The 16,841-nt window shown below is 67.1% G+C and carries 17 protein-coding genes; 9 read left to right on the forward strand and 8 right to left on the reverse strand.

Annotation, left to right across the window (positions count from 1 at the left end):
- Positions 1-28: 28 nt before the first annotated feature.
- Complete coding sequence (locus tag ACFVHY_RS01570; RefSeq protein ID WP_390267482.1) at positions 29-610, forward strand: hypothetical protein; 582 nt, start codon at positions 29-31, stop codon at positions 608-610.
- Here the strand turns inward: ACFVHY_RS01570 and ACFVHY_RS01575 are convergent.
- The 3 genes from ACFVHY_RS01575 to ACFVHY_RS01585 all read right to left on the reverse strand — a co-directional run bounded on the left by ACFVHY_RS01575 (position 585) and on the right by ACFVHY_RS01585 (position 2,898).
- Positions 585-1,112 carry a C40 family peptidase gene (locus ACFVHY_RS01575; protein WP_390267485.1) on the reverse strand — a complete coding sequence of 176 codons (528 nt, stop codon included), beginning with the start codon at positions 1,110-1,112 and terminating at the stop codon, positions 585-587. The two genes, ACFVHY_RS01570 and ACFVHY_RS01575, sit on opposite strands and share 26 nt — an antisense overlap.
- Before the next feature lie 123 nt (positions 1,113-1,235).
- The gene (locus ACFVHY_RS01580) at positions 1,236-1,658 is read right to left on the reverse strand and encodes a hypothetical protein (protein ID WP_390267488.1); all 423 of its coding nucleotides are present in this window, start codon (positions 1,656-1,658) and stop codon (positions 1,236-1,238) included.
- Position 1,659: 1 nt separating this feature from the next.
- Positions 1,660-2,898 (reverse strand): Rieske 2Fe-2S domain-containing protein, encoded by a 1,239-nt coding sequence (locus ACFVHY_RS01585; protein WP_390267491.1) that lies wholly within the window; start codon positions 2,896-2,898, stop codon positions 1,660-1,662.
- Positions 2,899-3,123: 225 nt separating this feature from the next.
- Here ACFVHY_RS01585 and hsaA point away from each other — a divergent pair, with 225 nt between their 5' ends.
- The 7 genes from hsaA to ACFVHY_RS01620 all read left to right on the forward strand — a co-directional run bounded on the left by hsaA (position 3,124) and on the right by ACFVHY_RS01620 (position 9,873).
- Complete coding sequence (gene hsaA / locus ACFVHY_RS01590; RefSeq protein ID WP_065629140.1) at positions 3,124-4,308, forward strand: 3-hydroxy-9,10-secoandrosta-1,3,5(10)-triene-9,17-dione monooxygenase oxygenase subunit; 1,185 nt, start codon at positions 3,124-3,126, stop codon at positions 4,306-4,308.
- A 214-nt stretch (positions 4,309-4,522) separates the two neighbouring features.
- Positions 4,523-5,434: an iron-dependent extradiol dioxygenase HsaC gene (gene hsaC / locus ACFVHY_RS01595; protein ID WP_058251167.1), complete on the forward strand. Its 912-nt coding sequence runs from the start codon at positions 4,523-4,525 to the stop codon at positions 5,432-5,434.
- A 16-nt stretch (positions 5,435-5,450) separates the two neighbouring features.
- Positions 5,451-6,050 carry a 3-hydroxy-9,10-secoandrosta-1,3,5(10)-triene-9,17-dione monooxygenase reductase subunit gene (hsaB, locus tag ACFVHY_RS01600; protein WP_390268780.1) on the forward strand — a complete coding sequence of 200 codons (600 nt, stop codon included), beginning with the start codon at positions 5,451-5,453 and terminating at the stop codon, positions 6,048-6,050.
- Positions 6,047-7,282, forward strand: a complete 1,236-nt coding sequence (locus tag ACFVHY_RS01605) for a hypothetical protein (protein ID WP_390267495.1) — start codon at positions 6,047-6,049, stop codon at positions 7,280-7,282. The genes hsaB and ACFVHY_RS01605 overlap by 4 nt, the downstream gene beginning before the upstream one ends.
- Positions 7,279-8,070: an SDR family oxidoreductase gene (locus ACFVHY_RS01610; RefSeq protein WP_390267498.1), complete on the forward strand. Its 792-nt coding sequence runs from the start codon at positions 7,279-7,281 to the stop codon at positions 8,068-8,070. The genes ACFVHY_RS01605 and ACFVHY_RS01610 overlap by 4 nt, the downstream gene beginning before the upstream one ends.
- Entirely contained in the window at positions 8,063-9,205 is a 1,143-nt protein-coding gene (locus ACFVHY_RS01615; protein ID WP_390267501.1) for a sulfotransferase family protein, read from the forward strand. The genes ACFVHY_RS01610 and ACFVHY_RS01615 overlap by 8 nt, the downstream gene beginning before the upstream one ends.
- A 38-nt stretch (positions 9,206-9,243) precedes the next feature.
- On the forward strand, positions 9,244-9,873 hold the full coding sequence (locus ACFVHY_RS01620; protein WP_390267504.1) for a TMEM175 family protein: 630 nt from the start codon (positions 9,244-9,246) through the stop codon (positions 9,871-9,873).
- Positions 9,874-9,879: 6 nt separating this feature from the next.
- Here the strand turns inward: ACFVHY_RS01620 and ACFVHY_RS01625 are convergent, their stop codons facing one another.
- From ACFVHY_RS01625 to ACFVHY_RS01640, 4 genes are read right to left on the reverse strand one after another with little or no spacing between them, the layout of a single operon-like run.
- Complete coding sequence (locus tag ACFVHY_RS01625; protein WP_390267507.1) at positions 9,880-10,986, reverse strand: acyl-CoA dehydrogenase family protein; 1,107 nt, start codon at positions 10,984-10,986, stop codon at positions 9,880-9,882.
- Positions 10,983-11,951, reverse strand: a complete 969-nt coding sequence (locus ACFVHY_RS01630) for an acyl-CoA dehydrogenase family protein (RefSeq protein ID WP_078111956.1) — start codon at positions 11,949-11,951, stop codon at positions 10,983-10,985. The genes ACFVHY_RS01625 and ACFVHY_RS01630 overlap by 4 nt, the downstream gene beginning before the upstream one ends.
- Before the next feature lie 5 nt (positions 11,952-11,956).
- Positions 11,957-13,123, reverse strand: a complete 1,167-nt coding sequence (locus tag ACFVHY_RS01635; RefSeq protein WP_390267510.1) for an acyl-CoA dehydrogenase family protein — start codon at positions 13,121-13,123, stop codon at positions 11,957-11,959.
- Between the two features lies 1 nt (position 13,124).
- Complete coding sequence (locus ACFVHY_RS01640; RefSeq protein WP_390267513.1) at positions 13,125-14,048, reverse strand: enoyl-CoA hydratase; 924 nt, start codon at positions 14,046-14,048, stop codon at positions 13,125-13,127.
- Positions 14,049-14,899: 851 nt separating this feature from the next.
- Between ACFVHY_RS01640 and ACFVHY_RS01645 the strand changes: the two genes are divergently transcribed.
- A complete protein-coding gene (locus tag ACFVHY_RS01645; protein ID WP_390267516.1) occupies positions 14,900-15,964 on the forward strand; it encodes an IS110 family transposase in 1,065 nt (354 codons plus the stop codon).
- Between the two features lie 292 nt (positions 15,965-16,256).
- On the opposite strand, the gene ACFVHY_RS01650 is transcribed toward ACFVHY_RS01645, so the two are convergent.
- The gene (locus ACFVHY_RS01650) at positions 16,257-16,730 is read right to left on the reverse strand and encodes a hypothetical protein (protein WP_390267519.1); all 474 of its coding nucleotides are present in this window, start codon (positions 16,728-16,730) and stop codon (positions 16,257-16,259) included.
- Positions 16,731-16,841: the final 111 nt, after the last annotated feature.

A 16,841-nucleotide genomic window follows, 5' to 3' on the forward strand; every position in this document is an offset into this window, starting at 1 on the left:
CGACATCGACTCATGGCACCCTGATCGGGTGACCAAGCATGCAGGGACGATGGAACGACTCCGCGGCCTCGCGTGGCCGACGATGCTGGCGGGTGGTCTGCTGCTGGTCCTGCTGGCGCAGGTGCAGTGGGGCAGTACCGATGAGGGCGTGGAGCCGTCGATCACGGGGTTGGGACGCGTCACGATCCTGGGCGCCAGCGACGACGATGTCGCGTTCTTCTTCGAGGACAACACCGGCCGCCCGGGCCTGAGCGTGGTGGTGCTCGGTGCCGTGATCGCGTTCGTCGCCGCCCTAGGCTGGTGGCGCCCACGCCTGCGCCCGTCCGCAATCGGCCTGATCGGGCTGGCGTCGGTCATCGTGCTCGTCGTCGGCATCCGCACGCTGAGCGACCCGGCCGAGCATCTGTTCTCCGACCGCGTGTCCGAGGCGCTCGACGCCGACCTCCCCGAGATGCAGGCGGGTTACGGACTGATCGGGACCGTCGCGGTCGCGATCCTGCTCCTGGTCGTCGTCGGATTCTGGGTGCTGAGCACCGTGTGGCCGCGTCCGGGTGCCGGTGCGGGTGCCGCCAACCGAGCCGAGATCAACCGAACCGGCGAATCGTCTTGATGTAGCCCATGTCCTTCAGCTTCGTGAAGCCGATGGGGACGCCGTTGGGGCCGTACGCGTTGAACACCCGACCGGCGCCCGCGTAGATGCCGACGTGCCCGGCGTCGCGGCCGAAGATGATGATGTCGCCCGGTGCGAGGGCGCGGAACGGGATCGCGTGTCCGACCTTCGCCTGTTGCTGGCTGGTCCGGGGGAGCTGGACGCCGGTCGTGTAGAACGCCCACCGCACCAGCCCGGAGCAGTCCCACGAGTGTGGGCCGACGCCGGCCCACTTGTACGGCTTGCCGATCTGGGTGATCGCCGCCCCGAGTGCGTTGAGGCCGACGGTGGTCGGCACCGGCAGATAGATGGGAACCGAGCCGGAGGAATCCGACGAGCCCGCGGCTGCGGCGCGACCGGTGTCGAGGAGAGGGGAGCCGGCAAGGGGAACACCGACCGACAGCGCGGCAGTGAGTGCGATGGTGCAGGTCACGCGCGTGGTGCGCGTCATCGAAACGGACATGACGACAGCTTGGCCGAGGCGGGTCGGTGTGTCGTCGGTCGTTCTCCAGGTGTGACGAACGTGTGACCGCTGTGATGCCTGGGACTTGTGTTATCTAATGTTGCTGCAGTTCTGGTTCATCGATCACCAGTAGCCGTCCGGATCGGTGGCAGGCGACTCGGCGGGGATGATGCCCTCGCTGACCCCGTGGTCGATACTCGCCGACAACCGGGCGCAGGTCGGCATCATCGCGCCGGGGAGCAGCGGGCCGTTCCCGTCGTCGCCTCCGGCGCGCATCTGCTCGAGGCCGAGACAGCGGTCCCGGGCGTCGGCATTCCACTGCACGCTGGTGTGAAACGAACTCGTCTTCTTCACCAGCACGCACGCATGGCATGCCCGACACTCGATCTCGCGCATCCCGCCTTGCAGGTAGTGCTCGCGGTCGCGGCGGGTGGCCTCGTGAACCCGGGCGAGCCGGTCCGGATCGTTCTGGAAGTCGGGCGCCTTCGCCCAACGGTCGGAACCCCCGGGAGCCCCTGCCACCCGAACCCCTGCCGCCCGGGTCACGTCAGACCTCGGCCTTCTCCGTGGATTCCGACGCCGTGGACTCCGCGGCCTTCTCGGCCTCCTGGCGGCGCAGGTTCTCCTGGATCTCCTCGTTCCAGCTCTCGAGGGCCTTGGAGGTGTCGATCTCGTACTCGAACCGGCCGGTCATCTCGTCGGTGACGTCGGCCTTGTCGACGTAGAACTGGTCGTACCAGCGGCGGAGCTGGTAGACCGGGCCGTCCTCCTCGACGAGGAGCGGGTTGTCGATCCGGGTCTTGTTCTTCCAGATCTCGACGTCCTGCAGGAACCCCACCTCGACGCCGGCGCTGATCTTGGTGGCCATCTTCGACGCCTGTTCGGCGGTCAGGCCGTCGGGGACCTTGGCCATCACGCCGTACATCAGTACGAAGGAGTTCTCGTCGATCGGGTAGTGGCAGTTGGTGAGGATGGTCTCGACCGCGTAGCCGCCGTAGTACTGGATCATCGGGTTCAGCATGTACGACGGGCCGTAATACGCCGCGATCGATTCCAGGCGGCTGTCGCCGTAATTGGTGCCGAGGGTGACGTCGGGCCGGCCGTGCGAATTCATGTACTGCGCGGCGATCTCACCCTCGAAGACGTTCTTGAAATAGTCCGGAAGCGCGAAGTGCACGTAATAGAAGTGCGCCATGTCGACGACGTTGTCGATGATCTCGCGACAGTTGGAACCCTCGATGACGATGCGGTTCCACGTCCAGGGCGTCCACTCGTCGGACCCGAACTCCTCGAGTTCGGGGATGATGCACTCCTCCGGCGGCGGGTTGCCCTCGGGATCGTTGTAGACGAAGATCTGGCCGTTGCGGACCATCGACGGCCACGAGCGGGTCTTGGCGAGCTTCGGGTTGCGCTTGGCGTAGGGCACGCCGGCGCAGCGACCGTTGCCCTTCCACAGCCAGCCGTGGAAGGGGCATGCCACGTTGTCGCCGGACAGCTTGCCCTGGGAGAGGTCGCCGCCCATGTGCCGGCAGAACGCGTCGAGCACGTTCACCTCGCCCTTGGTGTCGACCCAGACCACCAGCTTGGTGCCGAAGATCGTGACGGAGTGGGGCTTGCCGTCGTCGAACTCCTCGTGCAGGCCGAGGCAGTGCCAGCCGCGGGCGAAGCGGGTTGGCGGCGCACCCGTGTCGATCTCCCGGATACCCACATCGGCCCCGTCGGAGGCTGCGGCTGCGCTCGGCGTGCCGGGGCTGCTCGGGGTCATCGTCTCGGGTCCTGAAGACATGTGCCCTCTCCTGTCTGTGGCTGGTGTCGCGTCGAAGAACTGTACCCAATACTAGAACACGTTTCAGATTTGTCAGCCCGATCGTCGTCCCGAACCCCGATCGGGCCTGTACATGGGCATAAACTCCCAGTCCTCGACAGAAATGAGAACGTGTTCTAATCTCGAACTCGATGGGTACAGCGGCCGGCTCGTCCGGCCGAGGAGAGACGAGTAGGAGCAGGCGAGATGCCAGCACAACGGAGCGAAGCCGCCGAGCAGGTCCTGGAGAAGATCAACGTCCTGCTCCCGGAACTCGAGCAGCGTGCGCAGTCGACCGAGGATCTGCGTCGAATCCCCGACGAGACCGTCTCGAGCCTCGAGACCGCCGGCTTCTTCCGGCTGTTGCAGCCCGAGCAGTGGGGTGGCTACCAGGTCGACCCGGTCACCTTCTACGAAGCGGTCCGCCGGATCGCGTCGGCCTGCGGGTCCACCGGCTGGGTGTCGGGCATCATCGGCGTCCACAACTGGCACCTAGCCCTCTTCGACCAGCAGGCGCAGGAAGACGTGTGGGGTTCGGACACCAATGTCCGGATCTCGTCGTCGTACGCGCCGATGGGCATGGGTGAGGTCGTCGACGGTGGCTACAAGGTCAACGGTTCGTGGGCGTGGTCGTCGGGTTGCGAGACTGCTGACTGGGTCTTTGTCGGGGGTCCGGTCATCAAGAACGGCAAGCCCGTCGACTTCGTCAGCTTCCTGATCCCGCGTGAGGACTACACGATCAAGGACGTGTGGAACGTCGTCGGTCTGCGCGGGACCGGGTCCAACACCATCGAGGTCAAGGACGTGTTCGTGCCCCGGCACCGCATGCTCAGCATGCGCACGATGTCGATGGGTCAGAGCCCGGGGCTGGAGCGCAACACCGCGCCGGTCTACAAGATGCCCTGGGGCACCATCCATCCCAGCACCATCGCGACACCGATCGTCGGAATGGCCTACGGCGCCTACCGCGCCCACGTCGAGCACCAGGGCAAGCGGGTCCGGGCCGCGTACGCAGGTGAGAAGGCCAAGGAGGATCCGTTCGCGAAGGTCCGGATCGCCGAGGCCGCCAGCGACATCGACGCCGCGTGGCGCCAGCTGTCGGGCAACCTGCAGGCCGAGTACGACCTCATCCTCGCCGGCGAGGAGGTCCCGATGGAACTGCGCCTGTCCGCTCGACGCGACCAGGTGCGTGCGACCGGACGTGCGATCGCCGCCATCGATCGGCTCTTCGAGAACTCGGGTGCCCACGCACTGGAGAACGGGACGCCGATCCAGCGCTTCTGGCGCGACGCCCACGCCGGCCGTGTGCACGCCGCGAACGACCCGGAGCGCGCCTACGTCGCATTCGGTAACGGCGAGTTCGGGATTCCCATCGGCGACACGATGGTGTGACCCTTCGTGACGCTCGCAAGCTCGCTCCTCAGGGAGCAGGGACATGGCCTCGCAGGCTCGCTCCTCAGGGAGCAGGGACATGGCCTCGCAAGCTCGCTCCTCAGGGAGCAGGGACGAGGCTCGTTCTCCGCTCCCTGAGGAGCCCGGAGCTTGCGGAGGGCGTCACGAAGGGTCCGGCCAGCACCGTCGGCAAGAGCACAAAGAGGAGTAGCAGATGAGTGACAGTCCGATCCGCTCGTTGGGATACATGAGGATCGAGGCCACCGACATCGAGGCGTGGCGCACCTACGGCCTCAAGGTCCTCGGCATGATCGAGGGCTCCGGTCTCACCGACGGTGCTCTGTATCTCCGGATGGACGATTTCCCGGCCCGTCTGGTCATCGTGCCGTCCGAGCACGACCGGCTCGCCTGCGCGGGCTGGGAGGTCGCGAACGCCGCTGAACTGCAGGATGTTCGGGATCGGCTGTCGCGTGCGGGTGTGGTCTTCCGCGAGGGCAAGGACGAGGAGGTCGCCGACCGTCGGGTCGCCGAGATGATCGTCTTCGACGACCCGGCGGACAACACCCTGGAGGTCTTCCACGGCGCCGCGCTGGAGCACCGTCGCGTCGTCAGCCCGTACGGGCACCGCTTCGTCACCGAGGAGCAGGGCCTGGGCCACGTCGTGCTCACCTGCTCCGACGACAAGGCCGCGCTCGAATTCTACCGGGACGTACTGGGATTCAAGCTCCGAGACTCGATGCGTCTGCCGCCGCAGGTGGTCGGCCGCGAAGAGGGCGACGAGGTGCCCTGGCTGCGCTTCCTCGGGTGCAACCCCCGACACCATTCGCTGGCCTTCCTGCCGATCCCGAACAGCACCGGCATCGTCCACCTGATGGTGGAGGTGGAGAACGCCGACGACGTCGGCCTGTGCCTCGACCGCGCGCTGCGCAAGAAGGTGCCGATGTCGGCGACGCTCGGCCGACACGTCAACGACCTCATGCTGTCCTTCTACATGAAGACGCCCGGCGGCTTCGACATCGAATTCGGTTGTGAGGGGCGCACGGTGAAGGACGACGAGTGGATCGCCCGGGAGAGCACGGCAGTGAGTCTGTGGGGGCATGACTTCAGCGTCGGGTTCAAGGGCTGAGATGCCCTTGTCCGAGATGCCCTCCGGCGCCACGACGCAGCAGTCCACGCGTTCGCCCTACGGGTCCGCCGACTTCGACTCCCGCCAGTTCCGAACGGCGATGGGCCAGTTCTGCACGGGGGTCACCGTCATCACGACCCTCGACGACGCGGGCAAGCCCGTCGGGTTCGCGTGCCAGTCGTTCGCCGCGTTGTCGCTCGATCCGCCGCTGGTCCTGTTCTGCCCGATGAAGACCTCCCGGAGCTGGAAGGTCATCGAGAAGACGGGCAAGTTCTGTGTGAACGTCCTGTCGAACCGCCAGCAGGACGTCAGCGCCGCCTTCGGCGCCCCCGGCGACGACAAGTTCGCGAACGTCACCTGGGACCCGTCACCAGCCGGCCTCCCCGTCATCCGGCACAGTCTGACCTGGGTCGAGTGCGACGTGGAGACCGTCACCGACGGCGGCGACCATCACATCGTCATCGGCCGAGCGCTGACTCTCGGAGAAGTGCTGCAGGACAAGCCGTTGCTGTTCTACCGTGGCGGCTACCTGTCGACCGAACACCCGCGGGTCACGCCCGCACAGGCAGAGTTGGAAAACTTCCTCACATGGACGGGCGGGGACACCTGGCTATGACCGTCGACGACGCGACGAGCACCCACACCACCACCAGCACCGGCACGACCAGCACTCCGGCACCGCTGGTCACGCAACCCCTCCTCGACGCGATCGCGGAGGCCGAGAAGCTGGTCGCATCAGCCGATTTCGCCGAGACCGAACAAGATCTCGCCGAAGGCTACGACTACCTCGCGGGGAGCATCGCCGCGATCGTCCAGCTGGTGCGCGCCCGGTCCATCTCCCACCCCAACTTCGTGACGTCCACCGGGCCGTCGACGAAGATGGGTCTGGACAACCCGGACACGCTCTACTATCACGCCGACGTCGAACCCACCGGGACCTACCGGATACGCGGACGACGCGGTACCACAGCCGATCTGAGCTTCCAGGTGTTGCGCGGCGACTACACCGCGTCGTCGGTGCCGGGCGGCGAGGATGCGTTCGACGACCGGCGGCTGACGATCGCCGACGACGGCTCGTTCGAGCTGACCTTCGGCCCGCCCATCCCGGACGCGCCGGACGATTACTTCCCGCTCGGCGAGGGCGCGTCGATGCTGGCGGTTCGCGAGGTCTACTCCGACTGGTCGGAGCGCAAGGGGTCGATCACCATCGAACGGGTCGACACCATCGGGACCGCGCCGCCGGAGCCGGATCTGGCCCGGGTGTCCCGCCGGTACGCGACGGCCGGCAAGATGCTGACGGCTCGCATCAACACCTGGTTCAACTTCCCGAAGTGGTTCTACCTCGACGAGCCGGTCAACACGTTCACCGAGCCCCGGCAGACCCCCGGCGGACTCAGTACGCAGTTCTCCTCCGTCGGTCACTTCCGGCTGGGCCCGGACGAGGCGATGATCATCACCATCCCGCGGTCCGACGCCCCGTACCAGGGATTCCAGCTCGGCAGCATGTGGTACATCTCGCTGGACTACGTCAACCACCAGACCAGCCTGAACTCCGCTCAGGCGCAGGTGGATCCGGACGGCATGATCCGCATGGTGGTGTCCCACCGCGACCCGGGCGTCGCGAACTGGATCGAGACGACGGGCCGGTCGAAGGGCATCCTGCAGTTCCGGTGGCAGCGCAGTGATTCGCCGATCGGCCCGGACCTGGGCCCGACCGCGCAGGTCGTCGCGTTCGACGAGGTCGCGGACCATCTGCCGCACCTCGAGCACAACAGGATCGATGCCGACGGCTGGGCGGAGCGGATCGCGGCACGTCAGCGCGCATTCGCCGAGAGGATGCTGGGATGAGCGCACAGGGGGGTCTGCTCGCCGACAAGGTGGTCGTGGTCTCGGGCGTCGGCCCGGGCCTCGGGCGCTCGATCTGTCTGCGCGCCGCCGCTGAGGGTGCGCGGGTCGTCCTCGCCGCCCGTACGGAATCAAGGCTGAAGGAAGTGGCCGCCGAGATCGACGCCGCCGGTGGGACCAGTCTCGTCGTCCCGGCCGACATCACCGACGACGCCACCGTCGGCAACCTGGTCGCCACCACCGTCGCCGAGTTCGGCCGGGCCGATGTGCTGGTCAACAACGCCTTCGCGCTCCCGTCGATGAAGCCGTTGTCCCGCACCGACTTCGATCAGATCGCGAGCAGCATCGACGTCACCGTGCTGGGCACGCTGCGGGTCATCCGCGCGTTCACCGACACGCTGGCCGAGGCCGACGGCTCGATCGTGAACATCAACTCGATGGTCATCCGGCACTCCGAACCCCGTTACGGCAGTTACAAGATCGCGAAGTCGGCGCTGCTGGCGATGTCGCAGTCGCTCGCCTCCGAACTCGGCGACAAGGGGATTCGCATCAACTCGGTTGCACCGGGTTACATCTGGGACGACCAGCTGAAGTGGTACTTCGGCGAGGTCGCCAAGAAATACGGGATCTCACCCGACGACGTCTACGAGCAGACGGCGTCGAAGTCCGACCTCAAGCGATTGCCGGAGCCGGACGAGATCGCCGACGCCGTCGTGTTCCTCGCCTCGCCGATGGCGCGCGCCATCACCGGGCACACCTTGGACGTGAATTGCGGTGAATACCATGACTAGTGCGGCACGCACCGACGTCGGCACGATCGAGGACCTGCATTCCTCGGCCACTCGCGCCACCGGCCTCGACGACTTCGGGGACACCGAGTATCTGGAGCCCCTGGGCATCCTGCTCGACTCCTACCGCTCCGAGGCGGGGCTGACCGAGATCGGCAGCAAGATGTTCCGCTTCTTCCTCAAGGGTGCCTTGGTCGCCCGGTTGCTCAGCGAGGCGTCGTGGAAGGCGAACCCGGGGTACGCCGACGTCGAGGTGACGCGGCCGATCTTCGTGACCGGCCTGCCGCGCACGGGAACGACTGCGCTGCACCGACTCCTGGCCGCCGATCCGGCGCACCAGGGCGTGGAGATGTGGCTCGCCGAGTTCCCGCAGCCCCGGCCGCCGCGCGACACCTGGTCCGACAACCCCGTCTACCAGCAGATCCAGGCCGGGTTCGAGCAACACCACGTCGAGAATCCCGAGTTCATGGGGTTGCACTACATGGACGCCGGCGAGGTCGAGGAGTGCTGGCAGCTGCTCCGCCAGAGCGTCATGTCGATCTCGTATGAATCGCTCGCGCACATCCCGACCTACTCTCAGTGGCTCGCCCAGCAGGACTGGACGCCGGCGTATCTCCGGCACCGCAAGAACCTGCAGCTGATCGGGCTCAACGACCCCGGCAAGCGGTGGGTGCTCAAGAATCCCAGCCACCTGTTCGCCCTCGACGCGCTCATGGCGGCGTACCCCGACGCCCTGGTGATCCAGACCCACCGGCCGCCCACCACGCTCATCGCGTCGATGTGCAGCCTGGCCGAGCACGCCACCCCGGGGTGGTCGACGACGTTCACCGGTGCGCAGGTCGGCCAGGACCAGCTCGAGCTGTGGTCGCGCGGTCTGCGGGAGTTCTCGGCAGCACGCAAGCGCTATGACCCGGCACAGTTCCTCGACATCGATTTCACCGATCTGCGCAACGATCCGATGGGCACGGTCGAGCGGGTGTACGCGGCGCTGGACACCCCGATGTCCGAGGACGCGCGTGCGGCGGTGACCGCGCTCGACGAGGAGAGCCGGTCGGGTGCGCGCAAACCGCAGCACCGGTACCAGCTCTCGGACTACGGACTCGACGAGGCGACGGTCGAGGCGGCCTTCGCCGTCTGACATACCGATCGCCCGTCGGTCGTTCTACAGTGCAACGCATGGCAGAACCGGAGAACCGACAGTCGGCGGAGGGACTGAGCCGGCTCATCGCTTTCGCCGACGCGGTGGTCGCGATCGCGCTGACCCTGCTGGTCCTCCCGCTCGTCGACATCGCCAACGACCTGCGGGAGGATTCGTCAGTCGCGGCCGTGGTGTCCGACAGCTCGATCGAACTGGTCAGCTTCATCATCAGTTTCGGCGTCATCTGGATCCTGTGGCGCCAGCACCATCAGACGATGGAGTACTTCCGCGCCTACGACCACACGCTGATCAATCTCCACTTCATCTGGTTGCTCACCATCGTGGCGCTGCCCTTCGCGACGGCCCTCATCGACGGCGCCCACATCGAACAGGCCAACATCCTCTACATCGGTGTGCTGGCCGTCTCGGTGGGCTCGCTCATCGGGATCGCCGAATGGGGCCGACGGCACCGGGAACTGCTCGCCGACGACGACGCCACCGACCGATGGGTTGCCTCGTCGAGCGGAATCGGCACGCTCATCATCCTCGCGGTCGCGTTGGTCGTCGCGATCGTGTTCCCGCGCAGCGGAAATCTGCCGTTGATGCTGTTGCTGCTCACCGACCCGATCGAGCGGACGCTCGCCCGGTGGCGGCAGCGGAGGCGCTGAGGTCGGTCAGTGCAGCGTGCGGGCCGCTTCGGTCACCGCGGTGTGCGGGGCACCGAACATCTGCGACGTGGCCTGTGCGCGTTTGAAATAGAGCTGGATGTCGTGCTCCCAGGTGATTCCGATGCCGCCGTGCAGCTGGATGGCCTCACCCGCGACACGACGGTAGGCATCGGAGGAGTACACGTGGGCGGCCAGCGCCAGGTCGGCGGCATCGGGGTCGTCGGCGGCGAGGGCGGCCACGGCGGCGCGGGAGATCGACCGCGCCGTCTCGACCAGCACATACATGTCGGCCATCCGATGCTTGAGGGCCTGGAACGAGCCGATGGTGCGCCCGAACTGTTTGCGGGACTTGGTGTAGTCGACCGTGAGCTCGAGCGCCCGCTGCGCGCCCCCGACCTGCTCGGCGGACAGCAGGGCCCAGGCGAGCGCGCGGAGCCGGGACGCGAGATCGTCCGGTGCCGGGATCGCCGTGGACGCCACCTCGTCGAAGCGCACCGAGGACAGCGCCCGGGTCGGGTCGAGGACGGGCATCGGCGACACCGAGACGCCGTCCGCGTCGGCGGCAACCTCGTGCAGGGTCAGGTGCGTCCCGGGGCCGGCCGCGAGCACGAAGAGCACGTCGGCCGACTCGCCATCGACGACGAAGTGGGCTGTCCCGGTGAGGAGTCCGGCGTCGGCTCGCACACCGGGTGCCTGCCAGCCCCGTTCACCGGCCCAGCACACCGCCGCGGTCCGCTCACCGGCGGCCAGGGCGGGTAGTAGTCGCGACGACGCGTCGTCGTCGCCCGCGAGGAGGATCGTGCCGCCGGCGAGTGCGGAACCGAGCGCGGGGACGGGACTCAGCGCGGCGCCCAGTTCTTCGAGCACCGCGGCCGACTCCATCCACGACGCACCGGCACCGCCGAATCGCTCGGGGACAGCCAGCGCGGCGACGCCGATCTCGGTGCACAGCGTCTGCCACAGGCTCGAGTCGATGCGCCCCGGGGCGGACATGGCCGCGCGGACCGTGGTCGAATCGCCCCGACGGCGCAGGAGATCCCGCACCGCCTCGACGAGTGCCTCCCGTTCCTCGGCACCGATGGCCGGGCTTTCGGTGCCGGTACTGACGGTCACAGCGTCTCCAGGATGCGTTGGCGGTGTACGGCAGGGGAGCCCCAGGCGTTGAGCAGTGCCCGGGTCTTGGTGATGTACAGCGAGATGTCGTGCTCGGCGGTGTACCCGATCGCGCCCATCACCTGCAGCGAGCGGCGGGCCGACAGGTCGGCGGCCTCGGCGGCCGCGACCTTCGCCGCCGAGATGTCGCGCGAGACGTCGGTGCCCTCCGGCACCTGGCCGTCGACGCCGAGGGCGGCCGCGTGAACGAGGGGGCGGGCCATCTCGATGGCGATCGCCACGTCGGCGAGATGATGTTTGACGGCCTGGAACGACCCGATCGGTCGGCCGAACTGCTTGCGCGACTGCGCGTATTCCGAGGCGATGGACAGCATCGCCTGACCCAGGCCGAGCAGTTGCGCGGCCGTGGCCAGCGCACCTGCGTCCGCGGCGTCGGACGCATCGACCCCGGTGGCCAGGACGTCGCCGGCGGTGACCCGCGACAACGTCCGGGTGCTGTCGACCGAGGGCTCGGTGCTCTGCACGGTGGCCCGCGAGAGCACTCCGTCCTCGACGAGGTAGACATCGGCGGAGGCGGTGTCGGCGGCCAACGGCTGGAGCGGTCCGATCGCGCAGGTCGCCAGCCGCCCCTCGGCGAGGTCGCTGAGCGGACCCGACACGTCGGCGTCGTGCAGCAGGATCGGCAGCACGGCGACGCTCTCGACGATCGGGCCCGGGGCACAGTGGCGTCCGAGTTGCTCGACGGCGACGACCATCTCGACGGCCCCGGCGCTGCTGCCGCCGTGTGACTCGTCGATCAGGAGTCCGCTGATGCCCGCGTCGGCGAGCTGTGAGTAGACCTTGGCGACGGCCGCACGGTCACCGGCCGCCCAGGCGCGCGTGGCGGTCGGCATGTCGGCCTTGCCGAGCATGGCGTCCACCGTCGAGGCGAGGTCGGTGTGGATGTCTGAGAGTCGGAAGTCCATGATGATCACCGATCTCCACGGGGAAGGCCGAGCAGGCGCTCGGCGATGACATTGCGTTGGATCTCGTTGGTACCCGCGTAGATCGGCCCGGACAACGAGAAGAGGTAGCCGTCGGTCCACCGGTCGTCGAGCTCGGCGGCCGGGCCCTGCAGGTCGAGGGCGGTCTCGTGAGCGGCGATGTCCCACTGGGACCAGAACACCTTGTTGATCGACGACTCCATGCCGAGCGAACCGCCGGCCGCGAGGCGACTCACCGTCTGATACGTGGACAGCTCGTAGGCTCGTGACCCGATCCACGCATCCGCCACGCGCGCATCGGTGTTCGCCGTCGACGGGACGTCGTCCCGGTTCGACCGCCACAGTTCGACGAGGCGGTCGGTGGTGGCCAGGAACCGGCCGGGTGCGCGCAGCGACAGCCCGCGCTCGTTGGCGGCGGTGCTCATCGCGACCCGCCACCCGTTGTCCACCTCGCCGATGACACCCGACTCGCCCGGGTTCGACGGATCGTCGGGGACGAAGACGTTCTCCAAGAACAGCTCTGCGAACCCGGCCTCGCCGTCGAGTTGCGCGATCGGGCGGACGGTCACGCCCTCGCTGCGCAGGTCGAACATGAAGTAGGTGAGACCTTTGTGGCGCTGTGCCTGTCTGTCCGTGCGGAAGAGGCCGAAGGCCCGGTCGGCGAAACTCGACCGCGAACTCCAGGTCTTCTGACCGTTGAGCAGCCAGCCGCCGTCGGTGCGGACGGCGGTCGACCGCAGTGAGGCGAGGTCGCTGCCGGCCTCGGGTTCGCTCCACGCCTGACCCCAGATGTCGTCGGCGTTGGCCATGCGCGGCAGGATGCGTTCCAGCTGAGCGGGACTCGCGTGCTCGAACAGGGTGGGTGCGAGCAGGAAGATGCCGTTCTGGCTCACGCGTCCGGGCGCACCCGAGCGGTAGTACTCCTCCTCGAAGATGACCCAGTGCAGCAGTGGGGCATCGCGCCCGCCGTATTCCTCCGGCCAGCTGACGACCGACATCCGGTCGGCGGCCATCGTCCGCTCCCACTCGCGGTGCGCCTCGAATCCCTCGGCGGTGTCCATCGACGGAAGCGGTTCGCGCGGAACGTGTTCGGCCAGCCATGCGCGGACCTCGGTGCGGAAGGCGTCGGCGGCGTCGTCGAACAGCAGGTCCATGTCAGCTCCCCGATCCCGCGGCGGTGCCGGTCGACGCCGACGCCTTCATCGACTTCGCGTCCATCCCGCCGAGGGAGTCGCCACCCGCCTCGGAGTTCGCCGCGTGCGCGAAGTGGTGCCAGCCGAACACCGAGTCCATCGAGTTGCGCAGTCCCATCTGGTCTTCGCAGATGTTGACGGCCTTCTTGCTGAGAAACAGTCCCTGCATCGGCATGGCGACGGCCTTCTCGGCGATCTCGTTCACCTTGGTCTCGAGGGCGTCCCGGGGGACGACGTGGTTGACCATGCCCCAGTCGGCTGCCTGCGTCGCGGTGAAACGTTCACCGGTGAAGAGGATCTCCTTCGCCCGGCGCGGGCCGAGCACGAAGGCGTGGGCGAAGTACTCGACGCCGGGGATGCCCATGCGGGCGACCGGATCCGAGAAGAACGCGTCGTCGGAGGCGACGATGAAATCGCAGATCCAGGCGAGCATGAGACCGCCGGCGATGCACGCGCCGTGGACCTGGGCGATGAGGGGTTTGGGGATGTCGCGCCAGCGGCGGCACATCCCCATGTACACCTCCATCTCGCGCGCGAGACGCTGGTCGGCGCCGGTCTTGTCGGTGTGGTCCCAGTGCAGGACGGCCGCGTTTTCGTAGTAGGTGTCGAAGTCGCGTTCGGGGGTGCCGATGTCGTGTCCGGCCGAGAAGTGCTTGCCGTTCGCCCGCAGCACGATCACCTTCACCGCGGCGTCGTCGACGGCTTTGCGGAACGCGGCGTCGAGCGAATACGTCATCACCGAGTTCTGCGCGTTGCGGTACTCCGGGCGATTCAGCGTCACATAGGCCACCGCGCCGTCGGGGCCGCCGGTCTCGTAGGCGACCGGTGAGGTGTCCGGGCTCAGATCGTCGGGTCCGAGCGGGGGTGGGATGACGGCGTCACTCATGCCCCCGAGACTAACCTAGCAAGTGCTTGGTTGGTAGTCGGTGTCGGTGATCGCCGGGGTCAGAAGTGCGGTGTGGAGCGATAGGTGAACTCCCGGATCCGGCCGTTGAGGAGGCGGCTGTCGTCGGCATCATCTCGGCGATCTCGCGAAACATGTTGGCGACGATCACCATTCGATGTTTCCTCTGCTGCTTAGCCCTAAAGAACACCATAACCCCTGCTCCCTGAGGTGTGAGGAGCGCAAGCGACGAGCCACGAAGGGCGGGCGAGCATCGAACATGACCCTTCGTGGCTCGCTTCACTCGCACCTCAGGGAGCATGAACAGAACGTTCTCGAGCGTTTGCTGCGTAGTCCACGACGGCCGCCAGGCCGGCGACCGGCAGACTTCAACTCGACTCCTGGACTTCGATCGAGGTCTAAGAGTCGAGTTGAAGTCTGCCGGTCACATGTCGGGGCAGCGCAAGTTCCGTCGAAGTGGCGCCGTTGTGTCGGGCCGGCAGCGTTGCAGGTCTTGCGTGGTCCACGACGGCCGCCAGGCCGCGGATACTGGGGAGCTTGCGAGCGTCACGAAGGATTTCGCAAGCTCCGTCGCCTGCCCTTCGAGGCAGTGAGAATGGGTGTGGTGGTTGTCCGGAGTGAGGTCTGACCTGCTTCGAGGCTGACCTCGTGTCATGGACGAGATCTGTCGACCTCATTCCGCGGGCGATCACCGCAGTAAACGACCTTGGGAGACCGGGGCGGGTGTGACCTAATAAGGGCCGTGTTCGGGCGTGAGCCCGTGACTCCTCACTGTCGTGTCCACCCGCCCCGGCGAGGTCATCCAACACCGCAGTGAAGGAGACATCGCCAGAATGACCGAGACCGCAGTGGATATGCAAGTGGTCGTACTCGGAGTCGACACCCACCAACAAACCCATCACGCAGCGATCATCGACACCCTCGGCCAGCCATTGGCCGATCAGGAATTCTCGGCCACCGCCGACGGCTACCGGCAGCTGCTGGCGTGGGCCCGCACCCACGGCCGCCTCGAGCAGGCCGGGGTCGAATCCAGTGCCTCCTACGGTGCCGGACTCGCCCGCGAGTTGACCGCGGCCGGGGTCGAGGTGATCGAGGTCAACGCTCCGGATGTGCGGGCCCGCCGAGCCCAGGGCAAGTCCGATCAACTCGATGCCTACGCCGCAGCGATGGCGGTGCTCACCGGGCGGGCCAGCGGCCACGCCAAAGACACCTCAGGAGTCACCGAATCGATCCGAATGCTTTACGTGGCAAGGAGAATGGCGGTCGATCACCGCACCCAACTCGGTGACCAGCTGCGTGATCTGTGCACCACCGCGCCCGATGAGTTCGCTGATCAACTCAAAGCCCGCACCACCACCCCGCAACGACTCGCCTTGGTCGAATCGTTGACGGCCCCGGCATCGTTGACCGACCCGCGTGCGGCGTTCGTGTTCACCGCGAAGTCCATCACGCAGCGGTATCGGCAGACTCACCGGGAGGTCACCACGTTGACCCGGGAACTGAAGACGTTGCTGAAGTCGTTGGTGCCGACGGTGCTGGCGCTCCCTCAGGTCGGTCCGATCACTGCCGCACGGTTGCTGATCACGATCGGGCAGAACGCGCAGCGGATGCGTACCGAAGCGACGTTCGCCAAGCTCGTCGGTGTCGCGCCGTTGCCGGCCTCCTCTGGCAAAACCGTGCGTCACCGCCTCAACCGTGGCGGTGACCGTGGCGCCAACAGCGCGCTGCACATGATCGTCGTCGGACGCATCAAATCCCACGCCCCCACCCGCGCCTACCTCACCCGACGCGGCAACGAGAAAACGAAGAAAGAAATCATCCGATGCCTCAAACGCTACGTCGCCCGCGAACTCTACAAAGCCTTCACCACCGACCTCGGAGCGCTTGACAATCTATAGGACCATCTCGTCGCTATCGCTCCTCGCACCTCAGTACCTGCGGCCTGGCGGCCGTCGTGGACTACGAAAGAACACTCTTAAGCGTCCACATCTCTGCTCCCTGAGGTGCGAGCGAAGCGAGCCACGAAGGGCTCCGCAACCTGTCTCACCAGGCCCTTCGTGGCTCGTCGCTATCGCTCCTCACACCTCAGGGAGCAATGGGGTCGCTTTTTTCGGATTAGGGGGCGGTTGGGTGTCCTCTTGTTCCTCGGACCTCAGCGGTCTGTCGGGGGGGCGGTGGCGGGAGCCGGGCTCAGGGGATGACGATGCTCCCGCTGCAGCTCGTGGACGGGACGCTCCAGAGCGCGTTCCGGTTGACCGCGCCGAAGGTCACGTTGACCCGGCCCTTGCCGATCTGGTTCACGGGGATCACGAAGTAGTGGACGCCCTGGTACGGCGGGTTCACGCGGACGTTGCTGACCTTCGAGCCGCGCTTGCCGGTGGTCAGGTTGTGCCAGTCCAGGCGGGCCGAGGACTGGTAGCCGCCGGGGAAGTAGCTGGTGAAGTCGGCGGCGATGTAGGCGTTGCCGGCATACGTGCTCACGATCGTGCGTCGCGCCAGGAACGGGACGTCGACGACGTTCGGGCTGAGGCCCACGCAGGTCGACAACGGATACTCGCGGGACACCGCGTTCGCGTCGCCGGTGGCCGCGACGCCGAGCCCGGCAGCCGAGGTCAGAGCGATGGCGGCGGCGGCCAACCGGGTGATCGTCTTGGTGCTGGGCATATCTCGACTCCCTTGCTGGTGGCGACGGTGACGTGTCGTGATCACCGGTCAGTTTTCCGCAGGAAGTCCGTTTCGTGGGCATTTCCGGGCGCAGTGTTCATTCGTTCGGTC

The organism is Gordonia sp. NPDC127522, assembly GCF_042672305.1.
GTDB lineage: Bacteria > Actinomycetota > Actinomycetes > Mycobacteriales > Mycobacteriaceae > Gordonia > Gordonia hongkongensis.

Coding starts and splice junctions, on each gene's coding strand:
- ACFVHY_RS01575 (WP_390267485.1), bottom strand. CDS start 1,112: ATGTCCGTTTCGATGACGCGCACCACGCGCGTGACCTGCACCATCGCA.
- ACFVHY_RS01585 (WP_390267491.1), bottom strand. CDS start 2,898: ATGTCTTCAGGACCCGAGACGATGACCCCGAGCAGCCCCGGCACGCCG.
- hsaA (WP_065629140.1), top strand. CDS start 3,124: ATGCCAGCACAACGGAGCGAAGCCGCCGAGCAGGTCCTGGAGAAGATC.
- hsaC (WP_058251167.1), top strand. CDS start 4,523: ATGAGTGACAGTCCGATCCGCTCGTTGGGATACATGAGGATCGAGGCC.
- hsaB (WP_390268780.1), top strand. CDS start 5,451: ATGCCCTCCGGCGCCACGACGCAGCAGTCCACGCGTTCGCCCTACGGG.
- ACFVHY_RS01605 (WP_390267495.1), top strand. CDS start 6,047: ATGACCGTCGACGACGCGACGAGCACCCACACCACCACCAGCACCGGC.
- ACFVHY_RS01610 (WP_390267498.1), top strand. CDS start 7,279: ATGAGCGCACAGGGGGGTCTGCTCGCCGACAAGGTGGTCGTGGTCTCG.
- ACFVHY_RS01615 (WP_390267501.1), top strand. CDS start 8,063: ATGACTAGTGCGGCACGCACCGACGTCGGCACGATCGAGGACCTGCAT.
- ACFVHY_RS01620 (WP_390267504.1), top strand. CDS start 9,244: ATGGCAGAACCGGAGAACCGACAGTCGGCGGAGGGACTGAGCCGGCTC.
- ACFVHY_RS01630 (WP_078111956.1), bottom strand. CDS start 11,951: ATGGACTTCCGACTCTCAGACATCCACACCGACCTCGCCTCGACGGTG.
- ACFVHY_RS01635 (WP_390267510.1), bottom strand. CDS start 13,123: ATGGACCTGCTGTTCGACGACGCCGCCGACGCCTTCCGCACCGAGGTC.
- ACFVHY_RS01640 (WP_390267513.1), bottom strand. CDS start 14,048: ATGAGTGACGCCGTCATCCCACCCCCGCTCGGACCCGACGATCTGAGC.
- ACFVHY_RS01645 (WP_390267516.1), top strand. CDS start 14,900: ATGACCGAGACCGCAGTGGATATGCAAGTGGTCGTACTCGGAGTCGAC.
- ACFVHY_RS01650 (WP_390267519.1), bottom strand. CDS start 16,730: ATGCCCAGCACCAAGACGATCACCCGGTTGGCCGCCGCCGCCATCGCT.